22 protein-coding genes are annotated in these 23,591 nt (G+C 60.0%); 19 read left to right on the top strand and 3 right to left on the bottom strand.

Annotated elements, in window-relative coordinates:
* Positions 1–142 precede the first annotated feature (142 nt).
* The 5 genes from pyrG to ABWV89_RS01690 all read left to right on the top strand — a co-directional run bounded on the left by pyrG (position 143) and on the right by ABWV89_RS01690 (position 5,136).
* The gene (gene pyrG, locus ABWV89_RS01710; RefSeq protein WP_353393593.1) at positions 143–1,810 is read left to right on the top strand and encodes a CTP synthase; all 1,668 of its coding nucleotides are present in this window, start codon (positions 143–145) and stop codon (positions 1,808–1,810) included.
* Positions 1,811–1,828: 18 nt separating this feature from the next.
* Positions 1,829–2,686 (top strand): 3-deoxy-8-phosphooctulonate synthase, encoded by an 858-nt coding sequence (gene kdsA, locus ABWV89_RS01705; protein WP_353393591.1) that lies wholly within the window; start codon positions 1,829–1,831, stop codon positions 2,684–2,686.
* Between the two features lie 90 nt (positions 2,687–2,776).
* The gene (gene eno, locus ABWV89_RS01700) at positions 2,777–4,060 is read left to right on the top strand and encodes a phosphopyruvate hydratase (protein ID WP_353393589.1); all 1,284 of its coding nucleotides are present in this window, start codon (positions 2,777–2,779) and stop codon (positions 4,058–4,060) included.
* Between the two features lie 68 nt (positions 4,061–4,128).
* Positions 4,129–4,416 carry a septum formation initiator family protein gene (locus ABWV89_RS01695; RefSeq protein ID WP_353393587.1) on the top strand — a complete coding sequence of 96 codons (288 nt, stop codon included), beginning with the start codon at positions 4,129–4,131 and terminating at the stop codon, positions 4,414–4,416.
* 48 nt (positions 4,417–4,464) lie between these two features.
* Entirely contained in the window at positions 4,465–5,136 is a 672-nt protein-coding gene (locus tag ABWV89_RS01690) for an AAA family ATPase (RefSeq protein WP_353393586.1), read from the top strand.
* Between the two features lie 17 nt (positions 5,137–5,153).
* Here ABWV89_RS01690 and hslO read toward each other — a convergent pair whose 3' ends face one another.
* Positions 5,154–6,134, bottom strand: coding sequence for an Hsp33 family molecular chaperone HslO (gene hslO, locus ABWV89_RS01685; protein WP_353393584.1), 981 nt, complete (start codon positions 6,132–6,134; stop codon positions 5,154–5,156).
* Between the two features lie 4 nt (positions 6,135–6,138).
* A complete protein-coding gene (locus ABWV89_RS01680; protein WP_353393581.1) occupies positions 6,139–6,663 on the bottom strand; it encodes a gamma carbonic anhydrase family protein in 525 nt (174 codons plus the stop codon).
* Between the two features lie 87 nt (positions 6,664–6,750).
* On the opposite strand from ABWV89_RS01680, the gene ABWV89_RS01675 reads away from it, so the two are divergent.
* On the top strand, positions 6,751–7,623 hold the full coding sequence (locus ABWV89_RS01675) for a ferritin-like domain-containing protein (protein WP_353393579.1): 873 nt from the start codon (positions 6,751–6,753) through the stop codon (positions 7,621–7,623).
* Between the two features lie 17 nt (positions 7,624–7,640).
* Here the strand turns inward: ABWV89_RS01675 and xerD are convergent, their stop codons facing one another.
* Entirely contained in the window at positions 7,641–8,573 is a 933-nt protein-coding gene (gene xerD, locus ABWV89_RS01670; protein ID WP_353393577.1) for a site-specific tyrosine recombinase XerD, read from the bottom strand.
* 409 nt (positions 8,574–8,982) lie between these two features.
* Here xerD and ABWV89_RS01665 point away from each other — a divergent pair, with 409 nt between their 5' ends.
* From ABWV89_RS01665 to ABWV89_RS01605, 13 genes are all read left to right on the top strand, one after another.
* Positions 8,983–10,839: an SGNH/GDSL hydrolase family protein gene (locus ABWV89_RS01665; protein ID WP_353393575.1), complete on the top strand. Its 1,857-nt coding sequence runs from the start codon at positions 8,983–8,985 to the stop codon at positions 10,837–10,839.
* Between the two features lie 113 nt (positions 10,840–10,952).
* Positions 10,953–12,119 carry a nucleotide sugar dehydrogenase gene (locus tag ABWV89_RS01660; protein ID WP_353393574.1) on the top strand — a complete coding sequence of 389 codons (1,167 nt, stop codon included), beginning with the start codon at positions 10,953–10,955 and terminating at the stop codon, positions 12,117–12,119.
* Between the two features lie 163 nt (positions 12,120–12,282).
* Entirely contained in the window at positions 12,283–13,347 is a 1,065-nt protein-coding gene (locus ABWV89_RS01655; RefSeq protein WP_353393572.1) for a glycosyltransferase, read from the top strand.
* 12 nt (positions 13,348–13,359) lie between these two features.
* Complete coding sequence (locus ABWV89_RS01650) at positions 13,360–14,295, top strand: lysylphosphatidylglycerol synthase domain-containing protein (protein WP_353393569.1); 936 nt, start codon at positions 13,360–13,362, stop codon at positions 14,293–14,295.
* Between the two features lie 12 nt (positions 14,296–14,307).
* Positions 14,308–15,921 carry a glycosyltransferase family 39 protein gene (locus ABWV89_RS01645; RefSeq protein WP_353393567.1) on the top strand — a complete coding sequence of 538 codons (1,614 nt, stop codon included), beginning with the start codon at positions 14,308–14,310 and terminating at the stop codon, positions 15,919–15,921.
* A complete protein-coding gene (locus ABWV89_RS01640; RefSeq protein ID WP_353393565.1) occupies positions 15,918–16,628 on the top strand; it encodes a hypothetical protein in 711 nt (236 codons plus the stop codon). The genes ABWV89_RS01645 and ABWV89_RS01640 overlap by 4 nt, the downstream gene beginning before the upstream one ends.
* Positions 16,629–16,640: 12 nt before the next feature.
* Positions 16,641–17,705, top strand: coding sequence for a dTDP-glucose 4,6-dehydratase (gene rfbB / locus ABWV89_RS01635; RefSeq protein ID WP_353393564.1), 1,065 nt, complete (start codon positions 16,641–16,643; stop codon positions 17,703–17,705).
* Entirely contained in the window at positions 17,702–18,586 is an 885-nt protein-coding gene (gene rfbD / locus ABWV89_RS01630) for a dTDP-4-dehydrorhamnose reductase (protein ID WP_353393562.1), read from the top strand. Before rfbB ends, rfbD begins: the two co-directional genes overlap by 4 nt.
* A gap of 5 nt (positions 18,587–18,591) precedes the next feature.
* On the top strand, positions 18,592–19,473 hold the full coding sequence (rfbA, locus tag ABWV89_RS01625) for a glucose-1-phosphate thymidylyltransferase RfbA (protein ID WP_353393560.1): 882 nt from the start codon (positions 18,592–18,594) through the stop codon (positions 19,471–19,473).
* Positions 19,474–19,482: 9 nt separating this feature from the next.
* Entirely contained in the window at positions 19,483–20,028 is a 546-nt protein-coding gene (rfbC, locus tag ABWV89_RS01620) for a dTDP-4-dehydrorhamnose 3,5-epimerase (RefSeq protein WP_353393558.1), read from the top strand.
* Between the two features lie 83 nt (positions 20,029–20,111).
* On the top strand, positions 20,112–21,266 hold the full coding sequence (locus ABWV89_RS01615; RefSeq protein ID WP_353393556.1) for a glycosyltransferase: 1,155 nt from the start codon (positions 20,112–20,114) through the stop codon (positions 21,264–21,266).
* 42 nt (positions 21,267–21,308) lie between these two features.
* The gene (locus tag ABWV89_RS01610; protein ID WP_353393554.1) at positions 21,309–22,766 is read left to right on the top strand and encodes a mannose-1-phosphate guanylyltransferase/mannose-6-phosphate isomerase; all 1,458 of its coding nucleotides are present in this window, start codon (positions 21,309–21,311) and stop codon (positions 22,764–22,766) included.
* A gap of 64 nt (positions 22,767–22,830) precedes the next feature.
* Positions 22,831–23,589 (top strand): ABC transporter permease, encoded by a 759-nt coding sequence (locus ABWV89_RS01605; RefSeq protein WP_502903140.1) that lies wholly within the window; start codon positions 22,831–22,833, stop codon positions 23,587–23,589.
* Positions 23,590–23,591: the final 2 nt, after the last annotated feature.

Below are 23,591 nucleotides of genomic sequence, written 5' to 3'. Positions count from 1 at the left end.
GCATCACCAGGGTGATATTGCTACTCATTGCGTAGCATTCAGCTTCACTCGATGCCCTCTCGCACCACGCCATCAGGGTTTGTCCGGAGCGAGTCTTTATAATTGCACTTTCCACCTCGCGAGCAACTGGTTCGCCTGAGTCATGACCAAATTCGTGTTTGTCACTGGCGGTGTGGTGTCTTCCCTGGGAAAAGGCATCGCATCCGCATCCCTGGCCGCCATTCTTGAGTCGCGCGGCCTCAAAGTCACCCTCATCAAGCTCGACCCGTACATCAACGTGGACCCGGGCACCATGTCGCCCTTTCAGCACGGCGAGGTCTTCGTGACCGACGACGGCGCAGAAACCGACCTGGATCTGGGCCACTACGAGCGCTTCATCGAAACCCGCATGAAGCAGGCCAACAACTTCACCACCGGAAAGATCTACCAGTCGGTGCTGGAGAAGGAACGCCGCGGCGACTACCTGGGCAAGACCGTGCAGGTCATTCCCCACGTCACCAACGAGATTCAGGAGTTCATCCAGCGCGGCGCTGGTGTCGGCACTGCCGATGAAGTGGACGTCGCCATCGTCGAGATCGGCGGCACCGTGGGCGACATCGAGTCCCTTCCATTCCTGGAAGCCGTGCGTCAGCTCAGCTTGCGCCTCGGCCCCAACAACTCGGCCTTTGTGCACCTGACCTACGTGCCATGGATTGGCGCGGCTGGAGAGCTCAAGACCAAGCCCACCCAGCACACGGTGCAAAAGCTGCGTGAAATCGGCATTCAGGCTGATGCGCTGCTCTGCCGCGCCGACCGCCGCATCCCTGACGAAGAGCGAGCCAAGATTTCGCTGTTCACCAACGTGCCCGAATGGGGCGTGATCAGCATGTGGGATGTGGACACCATCTACAAGGTGCCACGCATGTTGCACGAGCAAGGCCTGGACGGCCTCATCTGCGACAAACTGCGCCTGAACACGCCTCCCGCCACGCTCAAACGCTGGGACGATCTGGTCTACGAAGTCGAGCACCCGCAAGACACTGTCCACATTGCCATGGTCGGCAAGTACGTCGACCTCTCCGACAGCTACAAGTCGCTCAATGAAGCACTGCGCCACGCTGGCATGAAGAACCACGTCAAAGTCAAGATCGACTACGTGGATTCCGAAAATCTGGAGCGTCAGGACGTGGCCAAAACGCTGGGCCAGTACGATGCCATCCTGGTACCGGGCGGCTTTGGCAAGCGCGGCACTGAAGGCAAGATTGCAGCAGCCCGATACGCCCGCGAAAACAAGGTGCCGTACCTCGGCATCTGTCTGGGCATGCAGGTGGCCACCATTGAATACGCACGCCACGTGGCCGGCCTCAAAAAGGCCAACAGCACGGAGTTTGACGCTGACACGCCGCACCCCGTCATCGCACTCATCACCGAGTGGAAAGACGCCGACGGCAGCATTCAGCAGCGCGATGTCAACTCCGACCTCGGCGGGACCATGCGCCTGGGCTCTCAAAGCTCGGACGTCTCCAAAGGCACGCTGGCGCACAAGATCTACGGCGACGTGGTCACCGAGCGCCACCGCCACCGCTATGAAGCCAACGTCAACTACCTGGACAAGTTGCGTGAAGCCGGTCTGGTCATTTCTGCACTGACCCAGCGCGAGCAACTGACCGAAATGGTCGAGCTGCCCCAAGACGTTCACCCCTGGTATGTCGGCGTACAGTTCCACCCGGAATTCAAGTCGACGCCCTGGGACGGTCACCCGCTGTTCAATGCCTACATTCGCGCAGCGTTCGACCATCACGGCGATCGACAAACCACCAGCAAAGCCTGAGAAAGCACTGAGACGACCATGCAGCTCTGCGGCTTTGACATCGGACTGAAGCAGCCGTTTTTCCTCATTGCCGGCCCCTGCGTGGTGGAATCCGAGCAGTTGCAGATGGACACGGCAGGTCAGCTCAAGGAGATCACCTCCGAGCTGGGCATTCCGTTCATCTTCAAAAGCAGCTACGACAAGGCCAACCGCTCCAGCGGCAGCAGTTTTCGCGGCCCCGGCCGCGAGCAAGGCTTGGCCATTCTCGCCAAGGTCAGAAAAGAGCTGGGCCTGCCCATCCTGACTGACGTGCACACCGAAGCAGAAGTGCCGGAAGTGGCCGCTGTCGTCGACGTGCTCCAGACACCGGCATTCCTCTGCCGCCAGACCGATTTCATCAGGGCTGTCGCACAGAGCGGCAAACCGGTGAACATCAAGAAGGGCCAGTTTCTCGCGCCCCACGACATGAAGAACGTGATCGACAAGGCCCGGGCCGCGGCGCGCGAGGCCGGCCTGCCGGAAGACAACTTCATGGCCTGTGAGCGCGGCGCCAGCTTCGGTTACAACAACCTCGTCTCCGACATGCGTTCCCTGGCCATCATGCGGGAAACGGGCGCGCCAGTCGTGTTTGACGCCACGCACAGCGTGCAGTTGCCCGGCGGGCAAGGCACCAGCAGCGGTGGGCAGCGGGAAATGGTGCCTGTTCTCTCTCGTGCAGCCGTGGCTGTGGGCGTGGCAGGCCTGTTCATGGAGACCCACCCTGATCCAGCGAAAGCCATGTCCGACGGACCGAACGCCGTGCCGCTCAAGCACATGAAGGCACTGCTGGAGACACTCAAGTCGCTGGACGAAGCCACCAAGCGACACGATTTTCTAGAAGACCATTTCGCGGCTTGACGATGCGAGGCCGCCGTGGGTACTGAGTTTCAGCGCCCAACCTAGTTCGTTCAATTTTTGAGTCTGTTAATCATCCAAAGGTAGAGAGAAATGAGTGCAATCGTTGATATCGTGGGCCGCGAGGTCCTGGACAGCCGAGGCAACCCAACCGTTGAATGTGACGTCCTGCTGGAATCCGGCGTGATGGGCCGTGCGGCCGTTCCGTCTGGTGCCTCCACCGGCTCGCGCGAAGCCATCGAGCTGCGCGATGGCGACAAGAGCCGCTACCTTGGCAAAGGCGTGCTCAAGGCTGTCGAGCACATCAACACCGAAATCTCTGAGGCCGTTCTGGGCCTGGATGCCACCGAGCAAGCCTTCCTGGACCGCACCCTGATCGACCTGGACGGCACCGATAACAAGAGTCGCCTGGGCGCCAACGCCATGCTGGCGGTGTCCATGGCCGTGGCCCGCGCAGCGGCCGAAGAAGCCGGCCTGCCGCTGTACCGTTACTTTGGCGGCATGAGCGCTGTCGAGATGCCCGTGCCCATGATGAACGTGGTCAACGGCGGTGCACACGCCAACAACAATCTGGACCTGCAGGAACTGATGATCATTCCGGTGGGCGCTCCGAACTTCCGTGAAGCCCTGCGCTGGGGCGCCGAAGTCTTCCACGCCCTCAAGAAGATCATTCACGACAAAGGCATGAGCGTGGCTGTGGGTGACGAAGGCGGCTTCGCCCCCAATGTTCCCTCCCACGAAGCCGCTCTGCAGATGATTCTGGAAGCCATCAGCAACGCTGGCTATACCGCCGGCGAGCAGATCGCCCTGGGCCTCGACTGCGCTTCCAGCGAGTTCTACAAGGATGGCAAGTACCACCTTGATGGCGAAGGCATGGTCCTCAGCGCCGAAGAATGGACCAATGTCATGGCCACCTGGTGCGACAAGTACCCCATCATTTCCATCGAAGACGGCATGGCCGAAGGCGACTGGGACGGCTGGAAACTGCTGACCGAGCGTCTGGGCGAGAAGGTTCAGCTGGTCGGTGACGACCTGTTCGTGACCAATACCAAGATCCTGAAAGAAGGCATCGACAAGAACATCGGCAATTCGATCCTGATCAAGATCAACCAGATCGGCACCCTGACCGAAACCTTCGCCGCCATCGAAATGGCCAAGCGTGCCGGATACACCGCCGTGATCAGCCACCGCTCGGGTGAGACCGAAGACAGCACCATCTCCGACATCGCTGTCGGCACCAACGCTGGTCAGATCAAGACGGGTTCGTTATCCCGCTCGGACCGCATGGCCAAGTACAACCAGCTTCTGCGCATCGAAGAGGATCTGGGCGATGTGGCCGTTTACCCAGGGCGTGCCGCTTTCTACAACCTCAAGTAAGCAAGCGCTGTCGCCGTCCAGCCCGGCACTAGCCGGGCAAGGGCTGGCCACGGTACACTTGGGACACCATGGTCAAGCGAATCGTCCCCGCCCTTCTCGTGGGCCTGCTGTTGATACTGCAGGCCCAGATCTGGTTTGGGCGCGGGAGCATTCCCAAAGTCACACAATTGCGCCATGAGTTGACCGAGCTCGAGGCCAAAAACCGGCTTGCCAAGTTGCGCAACGATCAGGTTGCCAGTGAAGTCAACGATCTTCAGGATGGTCTGGGCGTCATCGAAGAGCTTGCCCGGGAAGAGCTGGGCATGGTCAAACCCAATGAAGTCTTCGTTCAGGTGGCCTACGGACCGGGCTCCTGATTTCAATCCGAAGCGGGCTGCGCCCCCATTGACCGAGGCACACCGGAGATGATCGTCGGATTGCTGGGCGGCGAATCCACCGGCAAATCGTCGCTGGCGCGCTCACTCCACAACGTATTGCGGACCAGCTGGTCCGGCAAAATTGTCCTGATCGAGGAGCACTTGCGCTTTTGGTGTGAGGTGCGCGGGCGAGCGCCTCGCGTGGAAGAGCAGGCAGGCATCGCTGCCATGCAGGCAAGCCTCGTCCAGAAAGCTCTGGACGGCGACGCAAGCAATGTGCTCGTCATTGCCGACACCACACCCATGATGGTTGCTGCCTACAGCGAGCAGTACTTCGGCGACACCAGTCTTTGGCCCGAAGCGCTCGCGTTTCAGCGACGCTGCCAGGTCAGTTTGCTCATGGGCCTGGACCTGCCCTGGATTGCCGACGGACTGTTCAGGGACTCTCCCCGCGCCCGGGAGCGAACCGATGCCATTCTTCGAGCACGGCTGGAGCAGGCAACATTGCCATTTCACACAGTTTACGGGCAAGGAGACCAGCGCACACAAAATGCGTTGCGCACTCTCTTGCCGGCACTGGGAGTGAGCTCACCGCCCGCGAATGAAGCCCTTGAGCAGGGAAGAGCTGGCGCATGGAGCTGCGAAGCCTGCAGCGATCCAGACTGCGAACACCGACTCTTCACCGTTTTGCTCGAGCGGCGCGAAGCAGGCAAAAGCTGACGGGGACGGCCAATCCTTCAGTGTGTCTGACCGCCCGCAGGCGGTTGATCCGAAGCGCCAACGAAGATCTGTGCCGCGTCGACCGGATCGAACCGATATTGGGCCCCGCAAAAATCGCAGCCCACCTCGACCTGCCCCTGCTCTTCCAGGATCGACTCCACCTCATCCCTTCCCAGCGAACGCAGCATATCGCTCACCCGCTCGCGCGAGCAACTGCAGGCAAATCGTGGGCCCTGTTCGCCTTGCAAGGGCTCAAACCGGCGAACATCCTCCTCCCAGAACAGGCGGTGCAAGATGGTCTCGGCGTCCAGCGTCAACAATTCCTCGCGCTTGAGGCTTCCGGCCAGAATGGCAATGCGGTTGTAGTCCTCGTTCTGTCCGATATTGTCTTCATCAGAGCGCCCCGAGGCACGACCTGACAGGTTGGCTTCGCCTTCGAGCGGCAAACGCTGAATCAGAAGCCCTGCGGCCACTTGGTCATTGGCTGCCAGCACCAGCTTGGTGTCCAGCTGTTCACTCTGGAGCATGTAATGCTCGATCACCTCGGCCAGCGACTCCAGCTTCTCCCCCCGGTCCCCATGCAAGGGAACGATCCCCTGATAGGGCTGTTGCCCGGGTTGGCGGTCTTTGGGGTCCAGTGTGATCGCGCAGCGCCCACCGCCATTGACGTTGACCACATGGGACAGGGGTGCATCGGCGGCCACTTCACCCAGGACTTTCGCAGTGGCCCGCACCGAAAAGTCGGGTTGAACCTCAGCCACGGCGAGCTTCACCGGGCCATCGCCCTGGACCTGCAGAACGACAGCGCCGTTGAATTTCACATTGGCCTGCATCAAGGTGGCAGCCGCAGTGATCTCGCCCAGCAGCTCCGAGACCCGCGCCGGATAGCCGCCCGACTGTTCGCTTCGGGCGAGCATTTCGGTCCAGGCGCCGGTCAGACGCACCAGCATGCCCCTGACGGGCAACCCTTCAAACATGAACTTGTGCAACTCTGACACGACTTCAATCCACCTGCTTGTAGCTTTTGACGTAACGCTGGGCGTTGTTCTGGTAATGCGCTGCGCTCTTGCGCAGCCCTTCAATCTGTTCGGGCGTCAACTCGCGAACCACCTTTGCCGGTGAGCCCATGATCAGCGTGCCGTCCGGAAATGTCTTGCCCTCCGTCACCAGCGAGCCCGCGCCCACCACGCAGTTCTTGCCAATGCGGGCCTTGTTCAGCACGGTGGCTCCGATACCGATGAGCGATTCGTCGCCCACCGTGCAGCCATGCAACATGACCATGTGGCCTACCGTCACATTCTTGCCCACGACAAGCGGAACGCCCTCATCTGCATGCAGCACACTGCCATCCTGAATATTGCTTCCCTCGCCCACGGTGATGCGATCTGTGTCGCCACGCAGCACAGCACCAAACCAGACACTGCTGCCAGCCTCCAGGACGACGTCGCCGATGACCCTGGCCGTGTCAGCCACCCAGGCGTCTTGGGCGACAGCTGGCCTGATGCCGTCAAGTTCGTGAATTGCCATCGTGCTTGCCTCTGCAAATGTGGATATCAATGGGCACCCACACAGCAGCCACCAGCACTGTGTCGGCGAAAACCTAGAATTGTAGGGATGAACCCCCGTCATCACGGCCCTGAGCAGAACATGCCCGACCCCAACCTGAGGAAACGGGCGCTTGCCGCCTTGTGCGAATCGGATCCCAGCGCCAAGGTGGGTGCGGTGCATGCCATTTTCAAGCTCCTTGAAGAGCTTCGCCACGATGACAGCCTCCTGCTCACAGCGCTGAACACTGGCCTGGTGTTGCACCCATTGCCAGAGCTGACCTTGCCGGGCCGACCTGCCAGGCCCGTGCTGGTCCCACCGGGCCAGGTACCCCACCGGTCCCCCTTCACAGACGAAGGGTTGGCGGCCTTGCTGCATGCCATTTGCCACATCGAGTTCAATGCCATCAATCTGGCACTCGACGCTGTCTGGCGCTTTGAAGGCATGCCGGAAAAGTTCTACACCGACTGGCTACGGGTGGCGGACGAGGAAGCCACCCACTTCTCGCTTCTGAGAGAGCTTCTTCTGGCCCTGGGTCACGAATACGGTGACTTTGAGGCACACAACGGCTTGTGGGAAATGTGCGTCAAGACAAAAGACGACATCGTCGCCCGCATGGCGCTGGTACCGCGCACCCTGGAAGCACGTGGCCTGGACGCCACCCCACTTATCCAGGCCAAGCTGCGCAAGGTCAATTCCGAGGCCGCCAGCAAAGCCAATACCATTCTCGACATCATCTTGCGAGACGAAGTCGGCCATGTCGCCATTGGCAATTACTGGTACGCCTGGCTTTGCCACCGGGAAGGGTTTGACCCGGTGCCCCACTACCGTGTCCTGGCGCGCCGGCACGAGGCCCCACGCCTGAAGCCCCCATTCAATGAAGAGGCGCGCAAGGCGGCCGGCTTCACCCAGGCGGAGCTGGACTTCCTGCTGGGCGCCTGACGAAGGCCCATGCGCCTTCACCCTCGGGGGTGGTGCTGGCCAACAATGCTCTTCAGGCGCTCACGGGCGACGTGGGTGTAAATGGTCGTGGTGGAAATATCGGCATGGCCCAGCAGCATCTGCACCGCGCGTAAATCGGCACCATGGTTGAGCAGGTGGGTGGCAAACGCATGCCGCAACGTGTGCGGTGAAATCGGAACCGATATCCCGGCCTGAAGCGCATAGCGCTTGACCAGATTCCAGAACATCACCCGACTCATTGCCTGCCCGGGTTTAGGCCCTTTGGCCGTGACAAAAAGGTCTTCCGAGCTCTTTCCCGCGAGAATCTGAGCACGGCCATCGTTCAGGTAGCGCTGCAACCACTGCCCGGCCACCTGGCCAAAAGGCACCAGACGCTCCTTGTTGCCTTTGCCTGTGACCCGAAGCACATGCTCGTTCTGGCTGATCTCGAAGGTTCGGATGGTCACCAGCTCGCTGACCCGCAGGCCACTGGCATACAGCAGCTCGAGCATCGCCCGGTCGCGCAGACCCAGGGGGTCGCCTACGTCCGGCGCCTCGAGCAAGGCCTCGACTTGCGATTCGGACAGGGTTTTCGGCACCCTCATGGGCTGCCGGGCAGCCAGCAGGCGCAATGTGGGGTCGGCCTGAACGCGGTGCTCACGTAGAGCCCACCGATAAAAGCGCCTCAATACGGTCAGCCGCCGATTGGCCGTGGTGGCCTTGGTCTGAGCATGGCGGTGCGCAAAATAGGCATTGATGTCCGACTCACTCGCCTGCTCGAGCGAAGTGCCCCGGGCTGCCAGCCACGAGCCGAAAATCGCCATGTCGCGCCGATAGGCATCCAGCGTGTTTCTGGACAGCCCCTCCTCCAGCCAGAGTCCGTCAACAAAGGACTCGATCATGTCCAGGGAGTGCCGAGGCAAAACGACGTGACTTGAGGAATCGGGCATGGTTGTTCTGATGCAACATGTCGGCGGCCAGATCGAACCTGCCTGGCGGCTTCCATTATCAGACAGAGCCCTCTGCATTTGCGCCCGACGGGATTGTTGAGTGCATGCGCATGCCCCCCAGGCCGTGCCCTGTGCGCCATCCTGAGGATCAAGTCTGGTGAAAACGGCCGCTCCTGTGGCAAAATTGGCCGGTTTAGCACTTAAGACTTCCGCGCGGGTTTGCCCTGACTATCGATTTCGCATTGTGAATCGGTGATGAAGGAGCCAGACCTCAGGTCAACTGACGCATGGACGAAGACGGCGTCGCCTTTACGGCGAGTCGCCCCCCGGCCGCAGACCTCAGTGCAGAAAGCCGGAAAAAGTGCGCTCAATCCGACTGTCCCCAACCGTGTACCGAGAGACGAACTTCATGCGTTTCACTCAAATCTGCCCAACTCGCCTGACCTCTGTCGCCATCGCCGCAGCCATGGTGTCTGTTCTGGCCGGCTGCTCCAGCAGCAGCAAAAAGTCGGATGACGACAACTACAAGTCGGTCATCCCGAGTCCTTTCCGGATCGAGGAAGGCAAAGGCACCAAGATGCAGATCAACACGCTGCGGACTTTTGGCGACAGCTACACGGACATCAATTTCACGACCAACTCGCGTCGCACCTCCAACTGGACCACCGAGCTGAGCAAGGATGTTCCTTCCAAGAATATCTACAACTTTGCCATTGGCGGCGCACGTGCTGCGAACCTGAACCACAAGTCGTTCTACAACCAGATCAACAACATGGTGGCACAGGGCCGCCACAACATCGCCGACGGCGACCTGACGGTTGTGTACCTGGGCCACAACGACATCAACCTGGAAGGCAGTACCAACAACCTCTCCACGTCGCGCCAGCACTACTCCCGCGAGGTCGGAACCCTCATCAACCTGGGCGCAGCCAACACCAACCGCAGGCTGTTCCTGACGCAGCTGAGCGACTGGAGCCGCGGCCCTGCCGTGAATCCAGGCACGCGCGGCCAGGTGCTCTTCTGGAACCAGTACATTGCCGCACTGGCCAACAGCCGGGAGAACGTCATTGCCGTGGACATGTTCACGCCGTTCGAGCGCATTTTCAACAACCCCGGCGAGTACGGCTTCACCAACGTCACCACGGCAGACCAATACCGGTCCATGGACGACACCCTGTTCCATGATGATCGCCACTACGGCACCCGGGGTCAGCAGATCATCGCGCGTGTCTACGCCCACTACCTCACCCGTGGCTGGGACTGGGCCAACACCCTGGCCGCTGGCGCCGAAACGGCCAACCAGCTCAACAAGGACATCGATGCCGGCACGCTGACTCTTTTCAACGGCAAGTCCAAATCTGTCAATGGCAGCTGGAACCTCATCGCCCTGGGCGAGCCGGGCAAGGCACAGCATCAACCCATCACCTCGGTCAAGGCAACGGCCACCAACCTGAACGACCGCAATCTGCCTCGGGCGGATTTTGGCAAGAGCCAGTCACCATATGGTCTGGCATTGGACTTCTCCGCTGGCGGAGCCGGCAGCCATGCACGCAACGCACGCTACGGATTCGCCTTCTCGCAGGCCGATACCAACCGCAAGGTGGCCGGGCATGAAGAACGCAACCTGAACAAACTCAGCGGCAATGCGTCGACTTTCTACTGGCACCAGCCAGCCGCAGCCGGCTTCCTCGTGTCCACGCAACTCTCCCGACATGATCTGGATTACAGCAATTCAGCATCTGACGACATCCTCAGCCGCACCGTCTCCAACAGCGGCGAAGGCAAGATCTGGTCGTTTGAAACCAAGCTGCGCCGCCCGATGAGCAACAGCCAGATGATGTTCACCCCATGGGTCTCTCTGAGCAGCATGCGCCAGTCCATGTCGGCCTATGACGCCCAGACGCTGTACACAGTTGACACCCGCTACCAGATGAACGCCCTGACTGACACCTACGCAGGCATCGGTTTTGACGTGCAGTCGCACCCGATGCTCGTCGGTCGTGGAATGGAGCTCACCCTCGGTGGCGGCTTGAGCCATATCACCAGTCTCTCTCGCAGCGATGCTCGCGTGAGCATGACCGAGCTCTCGCGCAACTTCACGCAAAGTGAGACCATCGAGCGGGATCAGGTGCAGCGCACGCGACTGGGCTTCAACGCAGACCTGTCTGTTTCGCGCAACTTCAGCGTTTCCGCGACCTACGCCACGCACCTGCAGGATGTCAAAGGCACCCAGGCCGTACAGATCAGCGCCAACTACTCATTCTGATTCTCTGACGTCGGCCGCTTCAGTGTGTTCACACAAGGTGATCATGCGGAAGCGGCCATTGACTTTTTTCGCACTCATGAAGTGCCATTGAGAACGTCGGACCAAGGAACCCAATGAAAATCGCCATCGCTGGTACCGGATATGTCGGTCTGTCCAACGCCATCCTGCTCGCGCAGCACAACGAAGTTGTGGCACTGGACATCGTTGCGGAAAAGGTCGACATGCTCAACCGGAAGCAGTCACCGATTCAGGACGTCGAGATCGAGGACTTTCTCCAGAACAAGCCCCTGAACTTCCGGGCCACGGTCAGCCCCGGTGAGGCCTATTCGGACGCAGATTTTGTCGTCATTGCCACGCCGACCGATTACGACCCGCTGACCAACTACTTCAACACCAGTACGGTTGAAGCTGTCATCGAGGAAGTCAAGCGCGTCAACCCCGATGCCGTGATGGTCGTCAAGTCCACCGTGCCGGTTGGATTCACGGCCAAGATGCGGGAGCAATTCGGCACCTCGAACATCATCTTCTCGCCGGAGTTCTTGCGCGAAGGCAAGGCACTTCACGACAACCTGTATCCCAGCCGCATCGTGATCGGCGAGCGCAGTGACCGCGCCCGGCAGTTTTCAGAACTGCTGCTACAGGGGGCTGTGAAAAAGGACGTTCCGGTCCTGTTCACGGATTCCACAGAGGCCGAGGCGATCAAGCTGTTCGCCAACACCTTCCTGGCCATGAGGGTTTCCTACTTCAACGAGCTGGACTCCTATGCCGCGTCGCACGGGCTCGACAGCCGCCAGATCATTGAAGGCGTCTGCATGGACCCCCGCATCGGCAACCACTACAACAACCCGTCTTTCGGGTACGGCGGGTATTGCCTGCCCAAAGACACCAAGCAGCTCCTGGCGAACTACCGCGATGTGCCGCAGAACCTGATTCAGGCCATTGTGGCCTCGAACAGCACGCGCAAGGACTTCATCGCGGAAGAGATCATCCGGCGTCAACCCAGGACTGTCGGCGTGTACCGCCTGATCATGAAGAGCGGCTCTGACAACTTCAGGGCGTCCAGCATTCAGGGCATCATGAAGCGCATCAAGGCCAAGGGCATCGAGGTCGTCATTTATGAGCCCATGTTCAAGGAAGCCGAGTTTTTCAACTCCCGCCTGATCAATGATCTGGAAGAGTTCAAGTCCACTTCCGACGTCATCATCGCCAACCGGATGTCCGACGCACTTTCCTCAGTGGCCGACAAGGTCTACACCCGCGATCTCTTCGGCAACGATTGAAGCAGACCGGCACGCACAAACGCCGGCCAATTGCCATATGCCATCCGGTGCCGAAACGGCAGCGCCTGATGGCAAAATACAGGGTTGTCCACACCAGTGGGCCACTCGCGACCACGATCCCTGCGTCTGAGCAGCCGGCCTGGCCGGAACCGACGCACTCGCTATGAAAATACTTTACCTGGCAGGCCGAGAAGCATCCTACTCCCGCACCCGGATCGTGATCCGCGCGCTGGAGCAGCAAGGCCACCAGGTCGTGACTTGCCTCCCGCCCGACAAGTCATTCAAGCACTACCCTGGGCTCCTGCTCAAAGCAGCACGGCTGGCTCCTTCGTGTGATGTCGTTCTGGTGGGCTTCTATGGCCAGCTGCTCATGCCTGCCATGCGCATGCTGACCTGGAAGCCAATCGTGTTCGACATGTACATCACGACCTACGACACCATGGTCCACGACCGCGGCGCCGCGGCACCTGGCAGTTTCAAGGCCAAGGTCTATGCGATGTCGGACTGGCTCGCCTATGCATGTGCCAAACGGTCCATTCTTGATAGCCAGCACATCATCAACCACTTTGGCCAATATGCCAACAGCGAAACGAGCAAGCTTCGCCGGCTGTTTCTCGCTGTGGATGACGGCGTGATTCACCCCCGCGAAGCCACAGAGGTGTTTGATACGTTCCGGGTGCATTTTCACGGAGAGTTCATCCCTTTTCATGGGGTCCGCCACATCATTCGCGCAGCCAAACTGCTTGAAGACAAAGGCGTGAGCTTCCAGATCGTCGGCCGGGGACAGACCTTTGATGACGACATGGCGCTGATGCGGAAACTGGAGGTCCGCAACATCACCCTCCTCGACCCGGTGCCATACGATGGACTGGCCTCCTACATGGCCAACGCGGACGTGTGCCTGGGCATCTTTGGCGACAACATGCGGGCTGAGCTGGTGTTGACCAACAAGGTCAACGAAGCCATCGGCATGGCCAAGCCACTCATCACACGGCGCAACCAGCCAGTGCAGGAACTGCTCAAGCACGGCGAGAGCGTTTATCTGGTAGACCCGGCCAACCCACAAGCCATTGCGGACGCCATTCTGACGCTGAAAAACGATCCGGCGTTGCGCGAGCGCCTGGCAGAAAACGGGCACAAGATCTTTCTGGAAAACGCGACCGTTGAACGGCTGGGCAAGGGCCTGGACGCGATCATCAAGGAAGCCGCTTCACCCCAGAAGCATTGACGACAAAGCGGCATGAAAATCAACGGAAAGCTCATTTTCAAAATGGCCTCCTACGCAGTGGTTGCTGCGGCAGTGGTCTACTTTTTTCGTTCTTTTTACCTTCGTCTGGATGACATTCCGCACATTGAATGGAACGCGCGCAGTCTGGCTGCCGTGGTGCTCTCCGTTCTGGGCATTCTGTTCACCAACGTTCTCACCGGATACGTTTGGCGAATTCAGCTCAAGGACCACGGGGTGAAGCTGCGGCCGGGCAAGTCCATTCAGATCATGCTGATTTCCCAGTTCGGCAAATATCTGCCCGGCAACGTGGGACATTTCGCCGGCCGCGCTGCCTTGGGTTCATCCGCCGGCGTTCCCGTTGCAGTGTCCATGAACACCATCATGGTTGATGTACTGTGGCACCTGGCCATAGGCTCAACTTTTGCAGCACTGGCCGCGTACTTTTACTCGGACACCCTGCGGGAGCTTCTGCCATCCCACCTGGAAGCGCCTCACTTGCTGGCCATCACTGGCTTGCTGATGTTCATCCCGTGGATCGGCATCACCGTGATGAACAAGCTGATGCCAGGCATCAGTCGCAAAATCGGCAAAGGGGAATTGATAGCCACACCTTCGCTGCGCACGGCACTGCTCGTCAGTGCTTTGATCCTGGTGGGCTTTCACACTTTGGGGGCGATTGTGAAACTGCAGGCAGCGTGGCTATTTCATGTGCCGCAAGGCGAGTACTACATGATCACGGTGCTTTACATCGCATCCTGGACCGTGGGCTACGTCGTACCTGGCGCTCCAGGAGGCGTAGGGGTACGCGAGGCCGTCATGGTGTTGCTGCTGTCCCCAGTGGTTGGAGAAGGCGCTGCTGTCGGGCTGGGCATCAGCATGCGCCTGACCAACATGCTTGGTGATGCGCTGGCGTTTGGCCTTGGCATGTTGAGTCGTCGAATCCTGTAAGCTCAGATCGTCATGAACTTCCGGCCCATTCACGCCATTTCCATCCTGTTTACCCTGCAAGCACTGTTTCTTGCATGGTTTGTCACGCCCCTGGGCGATGGCCCGGACGAAAGCGGCCATTATGCGTACGTAGTGGACATGACCAAGGGCCGCCCGCTTCCCGTTCTGGGACGACCAGCCGATGACAGAGGAGCCATTCCTGCCGACCTTTGGAAGGACTTTGAGGAGCCAGTCAATCGCGACCGCTTCAACTACATCGTCCAGCACCCTCCCATCTATTACGCAGTGGCAGCCATCCCGTATGCGGTGGCCAAGAAGTTCACGGATGACAAAGCCAAGCTGGGGCGGGTCCCCCGGCTCGTCTCGGCACTGTCCCTGGGCTTCCTCGTCCTGCTGATTTTCAAGACGCTGCGGGCAACCGGCGCCTCTGAGCTCACCGCAACGGCCGGTGCGACCCTTTTGGGTTTTGTGCCCATGGCCAATCACCTGGGCTCAGTCATCACCAATGACCTGTTCCTGACCACGGTTTCGGCAGCGGCGACGCTGTACCTAGTGCGTTTTGTCCTGGGCCAGCGAACGATCGACGCCTACCTCTGTGCATTCTGGCTGGCCATAGCGGGCGGCACCAAAATGACAGCGTGGCTGCTGATCGCAGCGTTTGTGGGCATGCTGATCTGGGAGCTGCGCCGCCCCATCTGGCACTGGCTGACACACGCCATACTGCTCACGGGCATATCCGTCAGCCTGCCCGCATGGTGGATGTACCGCAACTATTTCTTTTTTGGCAATCCGCTCTACGTCTACGGCTCACACCTCACCCCCGCGGCCCCTGACTACACAGTCCTTCAGTACCTGCAGGAACAGCCCTTCTTTGAATGGCTCCTCTACCATTTCTATGCCCTGATGGGTTTCTCGGGATACTGCCTGTCCGCCAGGTCGCTCGACGTGATCCAAAAGTTCTGCAATGGCGCGCAGATGACGCGCGTCGAGGGCATCTCCTACCAGATCTTCATCGCCGTCTCGCTGGTATTCGTTCTGATGCTGGCCGCTGGGGTGTTTCGTGCCTTGCGCGAAGTGGCGCAGGCTGGACAGCCCGCGAAAGATGCATTGCCCCGGCCACAGTCCGTCCAGGGATGGGCCATGCGCTGGCTTGACGTCGCGCCAGTGCGCAAGTATGGCCTGATGGCATGTGTCATCGCAGCGGTTTGCATTTCGCTGGCCGGCTACCTGCTGAGCAACAAGCTGCACTGGACTGTCAGCTTTGTCTATCATTTTGTACAGGCAACCTTGCTGTTTGCCGCGATTGCCAGCGTGCCGCTTGTGGTCCTGCACCGGAAGATTGACAGCCGCCTCATCGCCTACGGCATCATCATTGCCGTTCTGTTTACGCTGGTGCTGTTCAAGAAGGGGCACGAGGCCTACTACCTGACCGGTCAGGTCCACGGCATCCAGGGGCGCTACATTTTTCCCTTCGTTCCGCTGCTGATGACGTCCTTTGTCCTGGCCACCCGGTGGTTCAAATGGCAAAGCGCCACGATGGTCGCCGCCATGGCATTGATGGCCTGGGCATTCCTCAATGCATACGTTGACATCATCATGCCGTTCTTCCGTCTGGTGCGCCTATGAAGAAGCTGGTCCAGACTCTCGTGCTCGGCTGCGTACTGACCGTCCTGGTGACCTGGTCACTCACTCTGCTGCATCGCGACCGCTACCCGCACTACGACAACGTGCGCGTGCTCAACGACACCGCCGTCTCCGAAATGGTGGTCTACGGCCCGGTGCAACCAGGGTTTACGCTGCGGCAGCCGGTAGATACGACGTTGTTCAACATCCAGGAACCCGGCTTCAATGACTTGCAGGCCTGTGTCGTGGTCTTCCTCGATCAGACCTACGACAGTTTTGAATCGGCGCCAATGCAGGTCACGCTTCGTCGTGGCTTCGAGCAAACCAGCACTACCCTGGAGACGGCAGATGTCGAGAACAAGTTCATGCGAATCTGCCTTCCTCAGTCCCGCTTGGGCAACTTCACTTCGGGCAAGGTCGAGATTGAGCTGCATGTCCCCAACGCCCCCAAACGGGACGTCGCCAAGGTAATATTGACCAAACTCACGGCCGGCGAACCAGCCGTCATCAATGGCAAGGAGACGGCGTGGAAGCTCCCTCACAGCATCGAGGTGCATCGCAAGCTCTCGACCGCGACGATCCGGCAGTCACTCCTGCTGGTATCGTTCCCCAGCTTCATGCTGGCCACACTGATCGTGTATTTGCTGCCATTGGGGGGACGGCGGCCCCAAGGCAATGCTCCCGTACCGCCTGCACGCCCACAGATCTGAAAGACTGACAACATGATTCTCGTCACCGGAGCAGCCGGCTTCATCGGCTCCAACTTCGTCATCGACTGGCTCGATCAAAGCGAAGAGGCTGTCATCAATGTCGACAAACTCACTTATGCAGGCAATCTTGAGAACCTGGCAGGCCTCAAGGGCGATGCGCGCCACCAGTTTGTGCAAGGTGACATCGGCGACCGTGCCCTGATCGACAAGCTCCTGGCTGAGCACAAGCCACGCGCCATCGTGAATTTTGCTGCCGAGAGCCACGTGGACCGTTCCATTCACGGTCCTGAAGATTTCATCCAGACCAACGTCGTCGGCACCTTCCACCTCCTGGAGGCAGCGCGCGGTTACTGGCAGGCGCTGGAAGGCGACGACCGGAAGAACTTCCGCTTCCTCCATGTATCCACCGACGAGGTCTACGGAACGCTCTCTCCCAGCGACCCTGCGTTCACTGAAACCACGCCGTACGCGCCCAACAGCCCTTATTCGGCCTCGAAAGCATCGAGCGACCATCTGGTCCGCGCCTACCACCACACGTATGGCATGCCGGTGCTGACCACCAATTGTTCAAACAACTACGGCCCATTCCACTTCCCCGAGAAGCTGATCCCGCTGATGATTGTCAATGCACTGGCTGGAAAGAACCTTCCTGTGTATGGCGATGGCATGCAGGTTCGCGACTGGCTGTACGTCAAGGACCACTGCAGCGCCATTCGCCGTGTCCTCGAAGCCGGGCAGCTGGGCGAGACATACAACGTCGGTGGATGGAACGAGAAACCGAACATCGAGATCGTCAAGACGGTTTGCGCACTGCTGGACGAACTCCGTCCCCGTGCCGACGGCAAGTCCTACGCCGAACAGATCACCTATGTGACCGATCGCCCCGGCCATGACCGTCGGTACGCCATCGACGCCACCAAGATCCACCGCGAGCTCGGCTGGAAGCCGGCCGAGACGTTTGATACCGGCATTCGCAAAACGGTGGCATGGTATCTCGAAAACGAAGCCTGGGTGCAGCACGTCCAGAGTGGCGACTATCGCCAGTGGGTGGACCTCCAGTACGGGGCCAAGGCATGAAGATTCTCCTCACCGGCAAGAACGGCCAGCTTGGCTTCGAGCTTCAGCGCGCATTGGCGCCGCTCGGGGCCGTGGTGGCCGTCGATTCGGCTGAGTGTGACCTCTCGAACGAAAAGGCGCTGCGCCAGCTCTTGAGCGAAACGGAGCCCGACGTCATCGTCAACGCGGCTGCCTACACGGCAGTGGACAAGGCCGAGGCACAACCCGAGGTCGCCCAGGCAGTCAACGCGCGAGCGCCCGCCATCATGGGCGAGTTCGCCAAAGCACATGGCGCGATCGTGGTGCACTACTCCACCGACTACGTCTTTGGCGGCGAGGGCGATCAGCCGCACACAGAGTCCGACCCGACCGGCCCGCTCAACGCCTACGGTCAGTCCAAGCTCGACGGTGAATCGGCTCTGGCTGCTGCAGTGCCTGAGCACCTGATCATGCGGACCAGCTGGGTCGTCGGAGCCAAGGGTCACAACTTCGCGCGTACCATGCTCGATCTGGCACAAAGCCGTGATGAGCTGAAAGTGGTCTCGGATCAATGGGGCGCGCCCACATCTGCGGCACTTCTGGCCGATCTGACAGCAATGCTGCTGCGAGATGCCACCCGGGACCGCCAGCACTTTCCGTTCGGGCTCTACCATGTGACGGCCAGTGGCGCGACCAACTGGTGCGACTACGCTCGATTTGTCATCGAACATGCGCGCCGTGAGGGTGTGGCGCTCAAGGCGTTGCCTGAAAACGTCCTGGCCATTCCGTCCGAAGCCTACCCGACAGCAGCCAGACGCCCCAAAAACTCGCGGCTGGACTGCTCGCACTTTGAATCCACATTCGGGCTGAAGCTGCCAGGCTGGCAAGCGGGCCTGACCCATATCCTGCAACAAATCGTCTGAACGCCATGCAACGTAAAGGCATCATCCTGGCCGGTGGATCTGGCACCCGTCTCTACCCAGTCACCCAGGCCGTGAGCAAGCAGCTCATGCCCGTCTACGACAAACCAATGGTCTACTACCCGTTGAGCACTCTCATGCTCGCCGGCATCAAGGACATTCTGGTTATCTCGACGCCTCACGATACACCCCGATTCTCAGAGCTGCTGCGCGATGGCAGCCAGTGGGGATTGAACATCGAGTATGCAGTGCAGCCCAGCCCGGATGGCCTCGCCCAGGCATTTCTCATCGGGGAAAAGTTCCTCAACGGCGCTCCGTCTTCTCTCGTCCTGGGGGACAACATTTTCTACGGCCACCACTTTGCCGGCCTGCTCGGCAGCGCCTCGGAGCGCGAAAAAGGTGCCACAGTATTCGCCTACCATGTCAATGATCCACACCGCTACGGCGTGGCCGAGTTTGATGCACAAGGCAAGGTGCTCAGCCTGGAAGAGAAGCCAGCACACCCCAAGAGCAACTACGCCGTGACGGGTCTGTATTTCTATGACGAACAAGTCTGCGACCTGGCCCGCAGCCTCAAGCCTTCCGCACGAGGCGAACTCGAAATCACCGATCTGAACCAGCTCTACCTGAACAAGGGTGAACTTCAGGTCGAAGTCATGGGCCGCGGCTATGCCTGGCTGGACACAGGGACACACGACAGCCTTCTGGAAGCTGGCCAGTTCATCGCAACGCTGGAAAAGCGCCAAGGCCTCAAGGTGGCCTGCCCGGAGGAAATTGCCTACCGTCACGGCTGGATTGACCGCGCCCAGATGGAAGAACTCATCCAGCCGCTGGCCAAAAACGGCTACGGCCAGTACCTGCAGCAGATCCTGCACGAAGAACTTCACTGAGATTCCGACATGAATGCTACCCGCCTTGCCATTCCTGAAGTGGTACTGATCGAACCCAAGGTGTTTGGTGACGACCGCGGCTTTTTCTTCGAGAGCTTCAACCACGCACGCTTCGAAGAAGCCATCGGCCGTCCGGTGAAGTTTGTCCAGGACAACCACTCCAAGTCCGTCAAGGGCGTGTTGCGTGGCCTTCACTATCAGATGCAGCAAACCCAGGGCAAGCTGGTGCGCGTGGTCCAGGGCGAGGTGTTTGACGTGGCTGTGGATATTCGGCGCTCTTCCCCGACGTTCGGCCAATGGGTCGGCGCCCTGCTCAGCGCTGAGAACAAGCACCAGCTTTGGGTGCCAGAGGGTTTTGCACACGGATTCCTGGTTCTGTCCGATACAGCAGAGTTTCTCTACAAGACAACCGACTACTACGCGCCAGCCCACGAAAGGTCCTTGCTCTGGAACGATCCTGCGCTGGGTATCGAATGGCCAGGCAACCTGACCCCGACGCTGTCCGCCAAGGACGCTGATGCCCCCGTGCTGGCTCAGGCCGACGTATTTGACTGAAGCCGCGCATCCCGCCGGCCAAATGCCAGGGATGCAGGCCTGGCCGATCGCCAGGCGCTTCTGGCCTGGCATGAGAACGTGACATGAACGTCCTGCACATCTACCGCACCTACTTCCCCGACCCGCCCGGAGGCCTCCAAGAGGCCATCCGGCAAATCTGCGTGGGATGCAAGGATCTGGGCGTCTCTTCGGCCGTTTACACGCTCTCTCCCACGCCCAAGCCACTGGAATTCGACCGGCCAGAGGCCCATGTTTACAGGTCCCGTTCCTGGATGGCACCCGCCTCCTGCGACCTGGGTGCCTGGCATTCCCTGACGCAGTTTTCCAGGGCAGCCGCCTGGGCCGACGTGTTGCACTTTCACTTCCCCTGGCCATATGGCGATGTGCTGAACCTCCTGCCTGCCGCCAGACAGAAGCCACGGGTGATGACCTATCACTCGGACATCGTCAAGCAAAAGCTGCTCGGGGCCTTGTACAGCCCCTTGATGCGCCACACACTGGCGACCATGGACAAGGTCATTGCCACCTCGCCGCCCTATGCCCGAACCAGCGAGGTGCTCAAGGCCAACCTGCGTCCGGAACAGCTCAAGGTCATTCCGCTGGGCATGGCCGACATCGACCAGACCTTGCCGCTGGCCCCTGAGGGAAGCGCACTGATCCAGAGACTCGGGCTTGAGGACAAGCCTTTCGTGCTCGCCCTGGGTGTCCTGCGCTATTACAAGGGACTGAACACGCTGGTGGCGGCCGCCAAGGCCATCAATGGAACAGTTGTCATCGCCGGCAGCGGGCCGGAAGGCGAGGCCCTGCGACAGCAGGCCAGGGAAGCGGGGTTGAACAACGTCGTGTTTGCCGGCCAGGTCTCCGAGCCTGAGAAAATGGCCTTGCTCCGCCATTGCACTGCCATGGCGCTGCCTTCTCACCTTCGATCGGAGGCCTATGGCATGGTTTTGCTGGAAGCAGCCATCCACGGCAAACCCATGATCAGCTGCGAGATAGGAACAGGCACTTCCTTCATCAACCAGCATGAAAAAACCGGGTTTGTGATCAAACCTGAAGATCCGGCGGCCCTTTCACATGCTGCCAACGCATTGCTTCACAATAGAGGGTTGGCCGAGACCTATGGCATGGCTGCCAGAGCACGGTACGAAGAGAACTTCACAGACCGGATCATGGCGCAGTCCTACCACGATCTCTATCATGAGGTCTGCCGCAAGCGTCCTGGCACCACTGGCCATTGATGCCGCACCCAAGGCGGCCCTCAGCCCCTATTGAACAATTTCATGCAGCCTTCTCAGCCCACCCTCGTCCCTGTCGTGCTTTCTGGCGGTGCGGGCACACGCCTGTGGCCCGTGTCCCGGGCAGCGCACCCCAAACCATTCATGGTCTTGGCTGACGGTGAGACGTTGCTACAAAAAACATACGCCAGAGCGCTGAAGATCTGCCAACCCTGTGCGCCAGTCACCGTCACCAACCGGGACTACTTCTTCTCCACAAGGGACGAGCTGGCCAAAACCGGCCAGGCCGCCGACAAAGCCAGCTTCCTGCTCGAGGCCTCTGGCCGCAACACGGCGGCGGCAGTGGCCATGGCCGCACTGCATCTGCGAGACACCGCCGGAGCGGACACCATCATGCTGGTCATGCCCGCCGACCACCTGATCCAGAAAATGGATGCGTTTGCAGAGGCTGTAGAAAAAGCCACCGAACTGGCCCTGTCCGGCAAGCTGGTCACATTCGGCATCGAGCCTGACCGCCCCGAGACCGGCTACGGCTATATCGAAAAGGCCGAGCCCCTCCTGCGCGGATTTGCCGTCAGGCAATTTGTCGAGAAACCGAACCTGCCGACGGCGCAGGCCTACCTGAGCAGCGGTCAATTCGTCTGGAATTCAGGCATGTTCTGCTTCAAGGTCAGCACACTGATCGAAGAAATGGCGCAACATGCCCCGGACGTCATGAGTGCCTGCGAGACTTGCCATGCCGCCATGGAAAAGCGCGCCGCGGGGTTCGGCATCGAGATTCCCCCCGAGGCCTATGAAGCCGTGCCGTCCATTTCCATCGACCATGCATTGATGGAGCGCTCAGCCGCCGTCGCTGTGGTGCCAGCAGACATTGGCTGGTCGGATATCGGTGCGTGGGATGCTGTGCGAGACCTCACACCACCCGAAGCCGACAACAACCGCTCTGTCGGCGACAGCGTTTTCGTTGATGCGCGCAACACCTACATTCATGGCGGTCAACGCATGGTGGCCGCTGTCGGCACCGATGACCTCATCATCGTGGACACGCCAGACGCCTTGCTGGTGGCCAACGCCGACAAGACCCAGAAAGTCAAGGAGGTGGTGGCCGAACTGGTCAAGGCTGGTCACCCGGCCTATCAGCTGCACCAGACGGTCGCGCGCCCGTGGGGCACCTATACAGTGCTCAGCGAAGGGCCCCGCTACAAGCTCAAGCGCATCGAGGTACACACTGGGGCCAGCCTGAGCCTGCAACTGCATCACCATCGCAATGAGCACTGGATCGTGGTCAGTGGACGGGCCGAAGTCACCAATGGCGACGAGACCTTCATCCTCGAAACCAACGAGTCCACCTACATTCCCGCCGAGCACAAACACCGCCTGAGCAATCCGGGCACCGAGCCTCTGGTGATGATCGAGGTTCAAAGTGGTGGATACCTCGGCGAAGACGACATTGTTCGATTTGAAGACAAATATGGCAGAACTGACAACGGCAAGCAGCAGTGATCTGAGCGCTGCACCGGCGCGAGCAGAGCTGGACGCCTGGGACAGCCACACCGGACGCAATGACATGTGGGTGGCCATGCGCAGCACCCACGTCTGGGGTGCGCTCGGTTGGCACGATATCCGGCAGCGCTACCGGCGTTCAGTCCTGGGTCCGTTCTGGTTCACCCTCAGCACCTTCATCATGGTCGGTGTGCTGGGCGTGCTCTACTCCACGCTGCTCAAGCAGGACGTGAAGACCTACCTGCCCTACCTGGGCGTCGGCCTGGTGCTGTGGCAATACCTCTCCACCACCATCCAGGAGGGGTCAAATGCGCTGATTGGCGCCGGCTTCATCATCAAGCAGCTGCGCATGCCGGTGACGATTCACGTGGCACGGATTGCCTGGCGCAACTTTGCCATCCTCATGCACAGTCTTCCGGTACTGGTGCTGTTCCTGCTCGCCATGGGCAACCGACCGTCGATGGAATTCCTGCTGGTCATCCCGGGGTTGATTCTCATCCTGCTGCACGGCGTCTGGACGGGTGTGATTCTCAGCATTGCCTGCCTGCGCTTCCGGGACATCCTGCCCATCGTCTCCAACTTCCTTCAGGTTGCGTTCTTCTTCACCCCGATCATGTGGATGCCGGAGCTGCTCAAAGAGCGCGCCTGGATTGCCCACTACAACCCGCTGTACCACATGATTGAAGTGGTGCGTGCGCCTCTGCTGGGCACGCCAATCCACTGGGAATCGTGGGCTTGGTCCATCGGCCTGCTTGTGGTGGGTTTCGCCCTGGCGCAATGGATCATGCAGACCTCCCGCAACCGATTGACCTACTGGCTCTGATC

Origin of the sequence: Hydrogenophaga sp. 5NK40-0174, from assembly GCF_040372165.1 — a bacterium.
Classification (GTDB): Bacteria; Pseudomonadota; Gammaproteobacteria; order Burkholderiales; family Burkholderiaceae_C; genus Hydrogenophaga.
This window is presented reverse-complemented; position numbering and strand designations above follow the sequence as displayed.

Bases quoted from the DNA above. Each gene is read 5' to 3' on its own strand.
- rfbC (WP_353393558.1), top strand. From the start codon at position 19,483: ATGAATGCTACCCGCCTTGCCATTCCTGAAGTGGTACTGATCGAACCC.
- ABWV89_RS01660 (WP_353393574.1), top strand. From the start codon at position 10,953: ATGAAAATCGCCATCGCTGGTACCGGATATGTCGGTCTGTCCAACGCC.
- ABWV89_RS01645 (WP_353393567.1), top strand. From the start codon at position 14,308: ATGAACTTCCGGCCCATTCACGCCATTTCCATCCTGTTTACCCTGCAA.
- pyrG (WP_353393593.1), top strand. From the start codon at position 143: ATGACCAAATTCGTGTTTGTCACTGGCGGTGTGGTGTCTTCCCTGGGA.
- kdsA (WP_353393591.1), top strand. From the start codon at position 1,829: ATGCAGCTCTGCGGCTTTGACATCGGACTGAAGCAGCCGTTTTTCCTC.
- rfbD (WP_353393562.1), top strand. From the start codon at position 17,702: ATGAAGATTCTCCTCACCGGCAAGAACGGCCAGCTTGGCTTCGAGCTT.
- ABWV89_RS01655 (WP_353393572.1), top strand. From the start codon at position 12,283: ATGAAAATACTTTACCTGGCAGGCCGAGAAGCATCCTACTCCCGCACC.
- ABWV89_RS01690 (WP_353393586.1), top strand. From the start codon at position 4,465: ATGATCGTCGGATTGCTGGGCGGCGAATCCACCGGCAAATCGTCGCTG.
- eno (WP_353393589.1), top strand. From the start codon at position 2,777: ATGAGTGCAATCGTTGATATCGTGGGCCGCGAGGTCCTGGACAGCCGA.
- rfbB (WP_353393564.1), top strand. From the start codon at position 16,641: ATGATTCTCGTCACCGGAGCAGCCGGCTTCATCGGCTCCAACTTCGTC.
- xerD (WP_353393577.1), bottom strand. From the start codon at position 8,573: ATGCCCGATTCCTCAAGTCACGTCGTTTTGCCTCGGCACTCCCTGGAC.
- ABWV89_RS01665 (WP_353393575.1), top strand. From the start codon at position 8,983: ATGCGTTTCACTCAAATCTGCCCAACTCGCCTGACCTCTGTCGCCATC.
- ABWV89_RS01675 (WP_353393579.1), top strand. From the start codon at position 6,751: ATGAACCCCCGTCATCACGGCCCTGAGCAGAACATGCCCGACCCCAAC.
- ABWV89_RS01605 (WP_502903140.1), top strand. From the start codon at position 22,831: ATGTGGGTGGCCATGCGCAGCACCCACGTCTGGGGTGCGCTCGGTTGG.
- ABWV89_RS01680 (WP_353393581.1), bottom strand. From the start codon at position 6,663: ATGGCAATTCACGAACTTGACGGCATCAGGCCAGCTGTCGCCCAAGAC.
- ABWV89_RS01615 (WP_353393556.1), top strand. From the start codon at position 20,112: ATGAACGTCCTGCACATCTACCGCACCTACTTCCCCGACCCGCCCGGA.
- ABWV89_RS01695 (WP_353393587.1), top strand. From the start codon at position 4,129: ATGGTCAAGCGAATCGTCCCCGCCCTTCTCGTGGGCCTGCTGTTGATA.
- ABWV89_RS01610 (WP_353393554.1), top strand. From the start codon at position 21,309: ATGCAGCCTTCTCAGCCCACCCTCGTCCCTGTCGTGCTTTCTGGCGGT.
- ABWV89_RS01640 (WP_353393565.1), top strand. From the start codon at position 15,918: ATGAAGAAGCTGGTCCAGACTCTCGTGCTCGGCTGCGTACTGACCGTC.
- rfbA (WP_353393560.1), top strand. From the start codon at position 18,592: ATGCAACGTAAAGGCATCATCCTGGCCGGTGGATCTGGCACCCGTCTC.
- ABWV89_RS01650 (WP_353393569.1), top strand. From the start codon at position 13,360: ATGAAAATCAACGGAAAGCTCATTTTCAAAATGGCCTCCTACGCAGTG.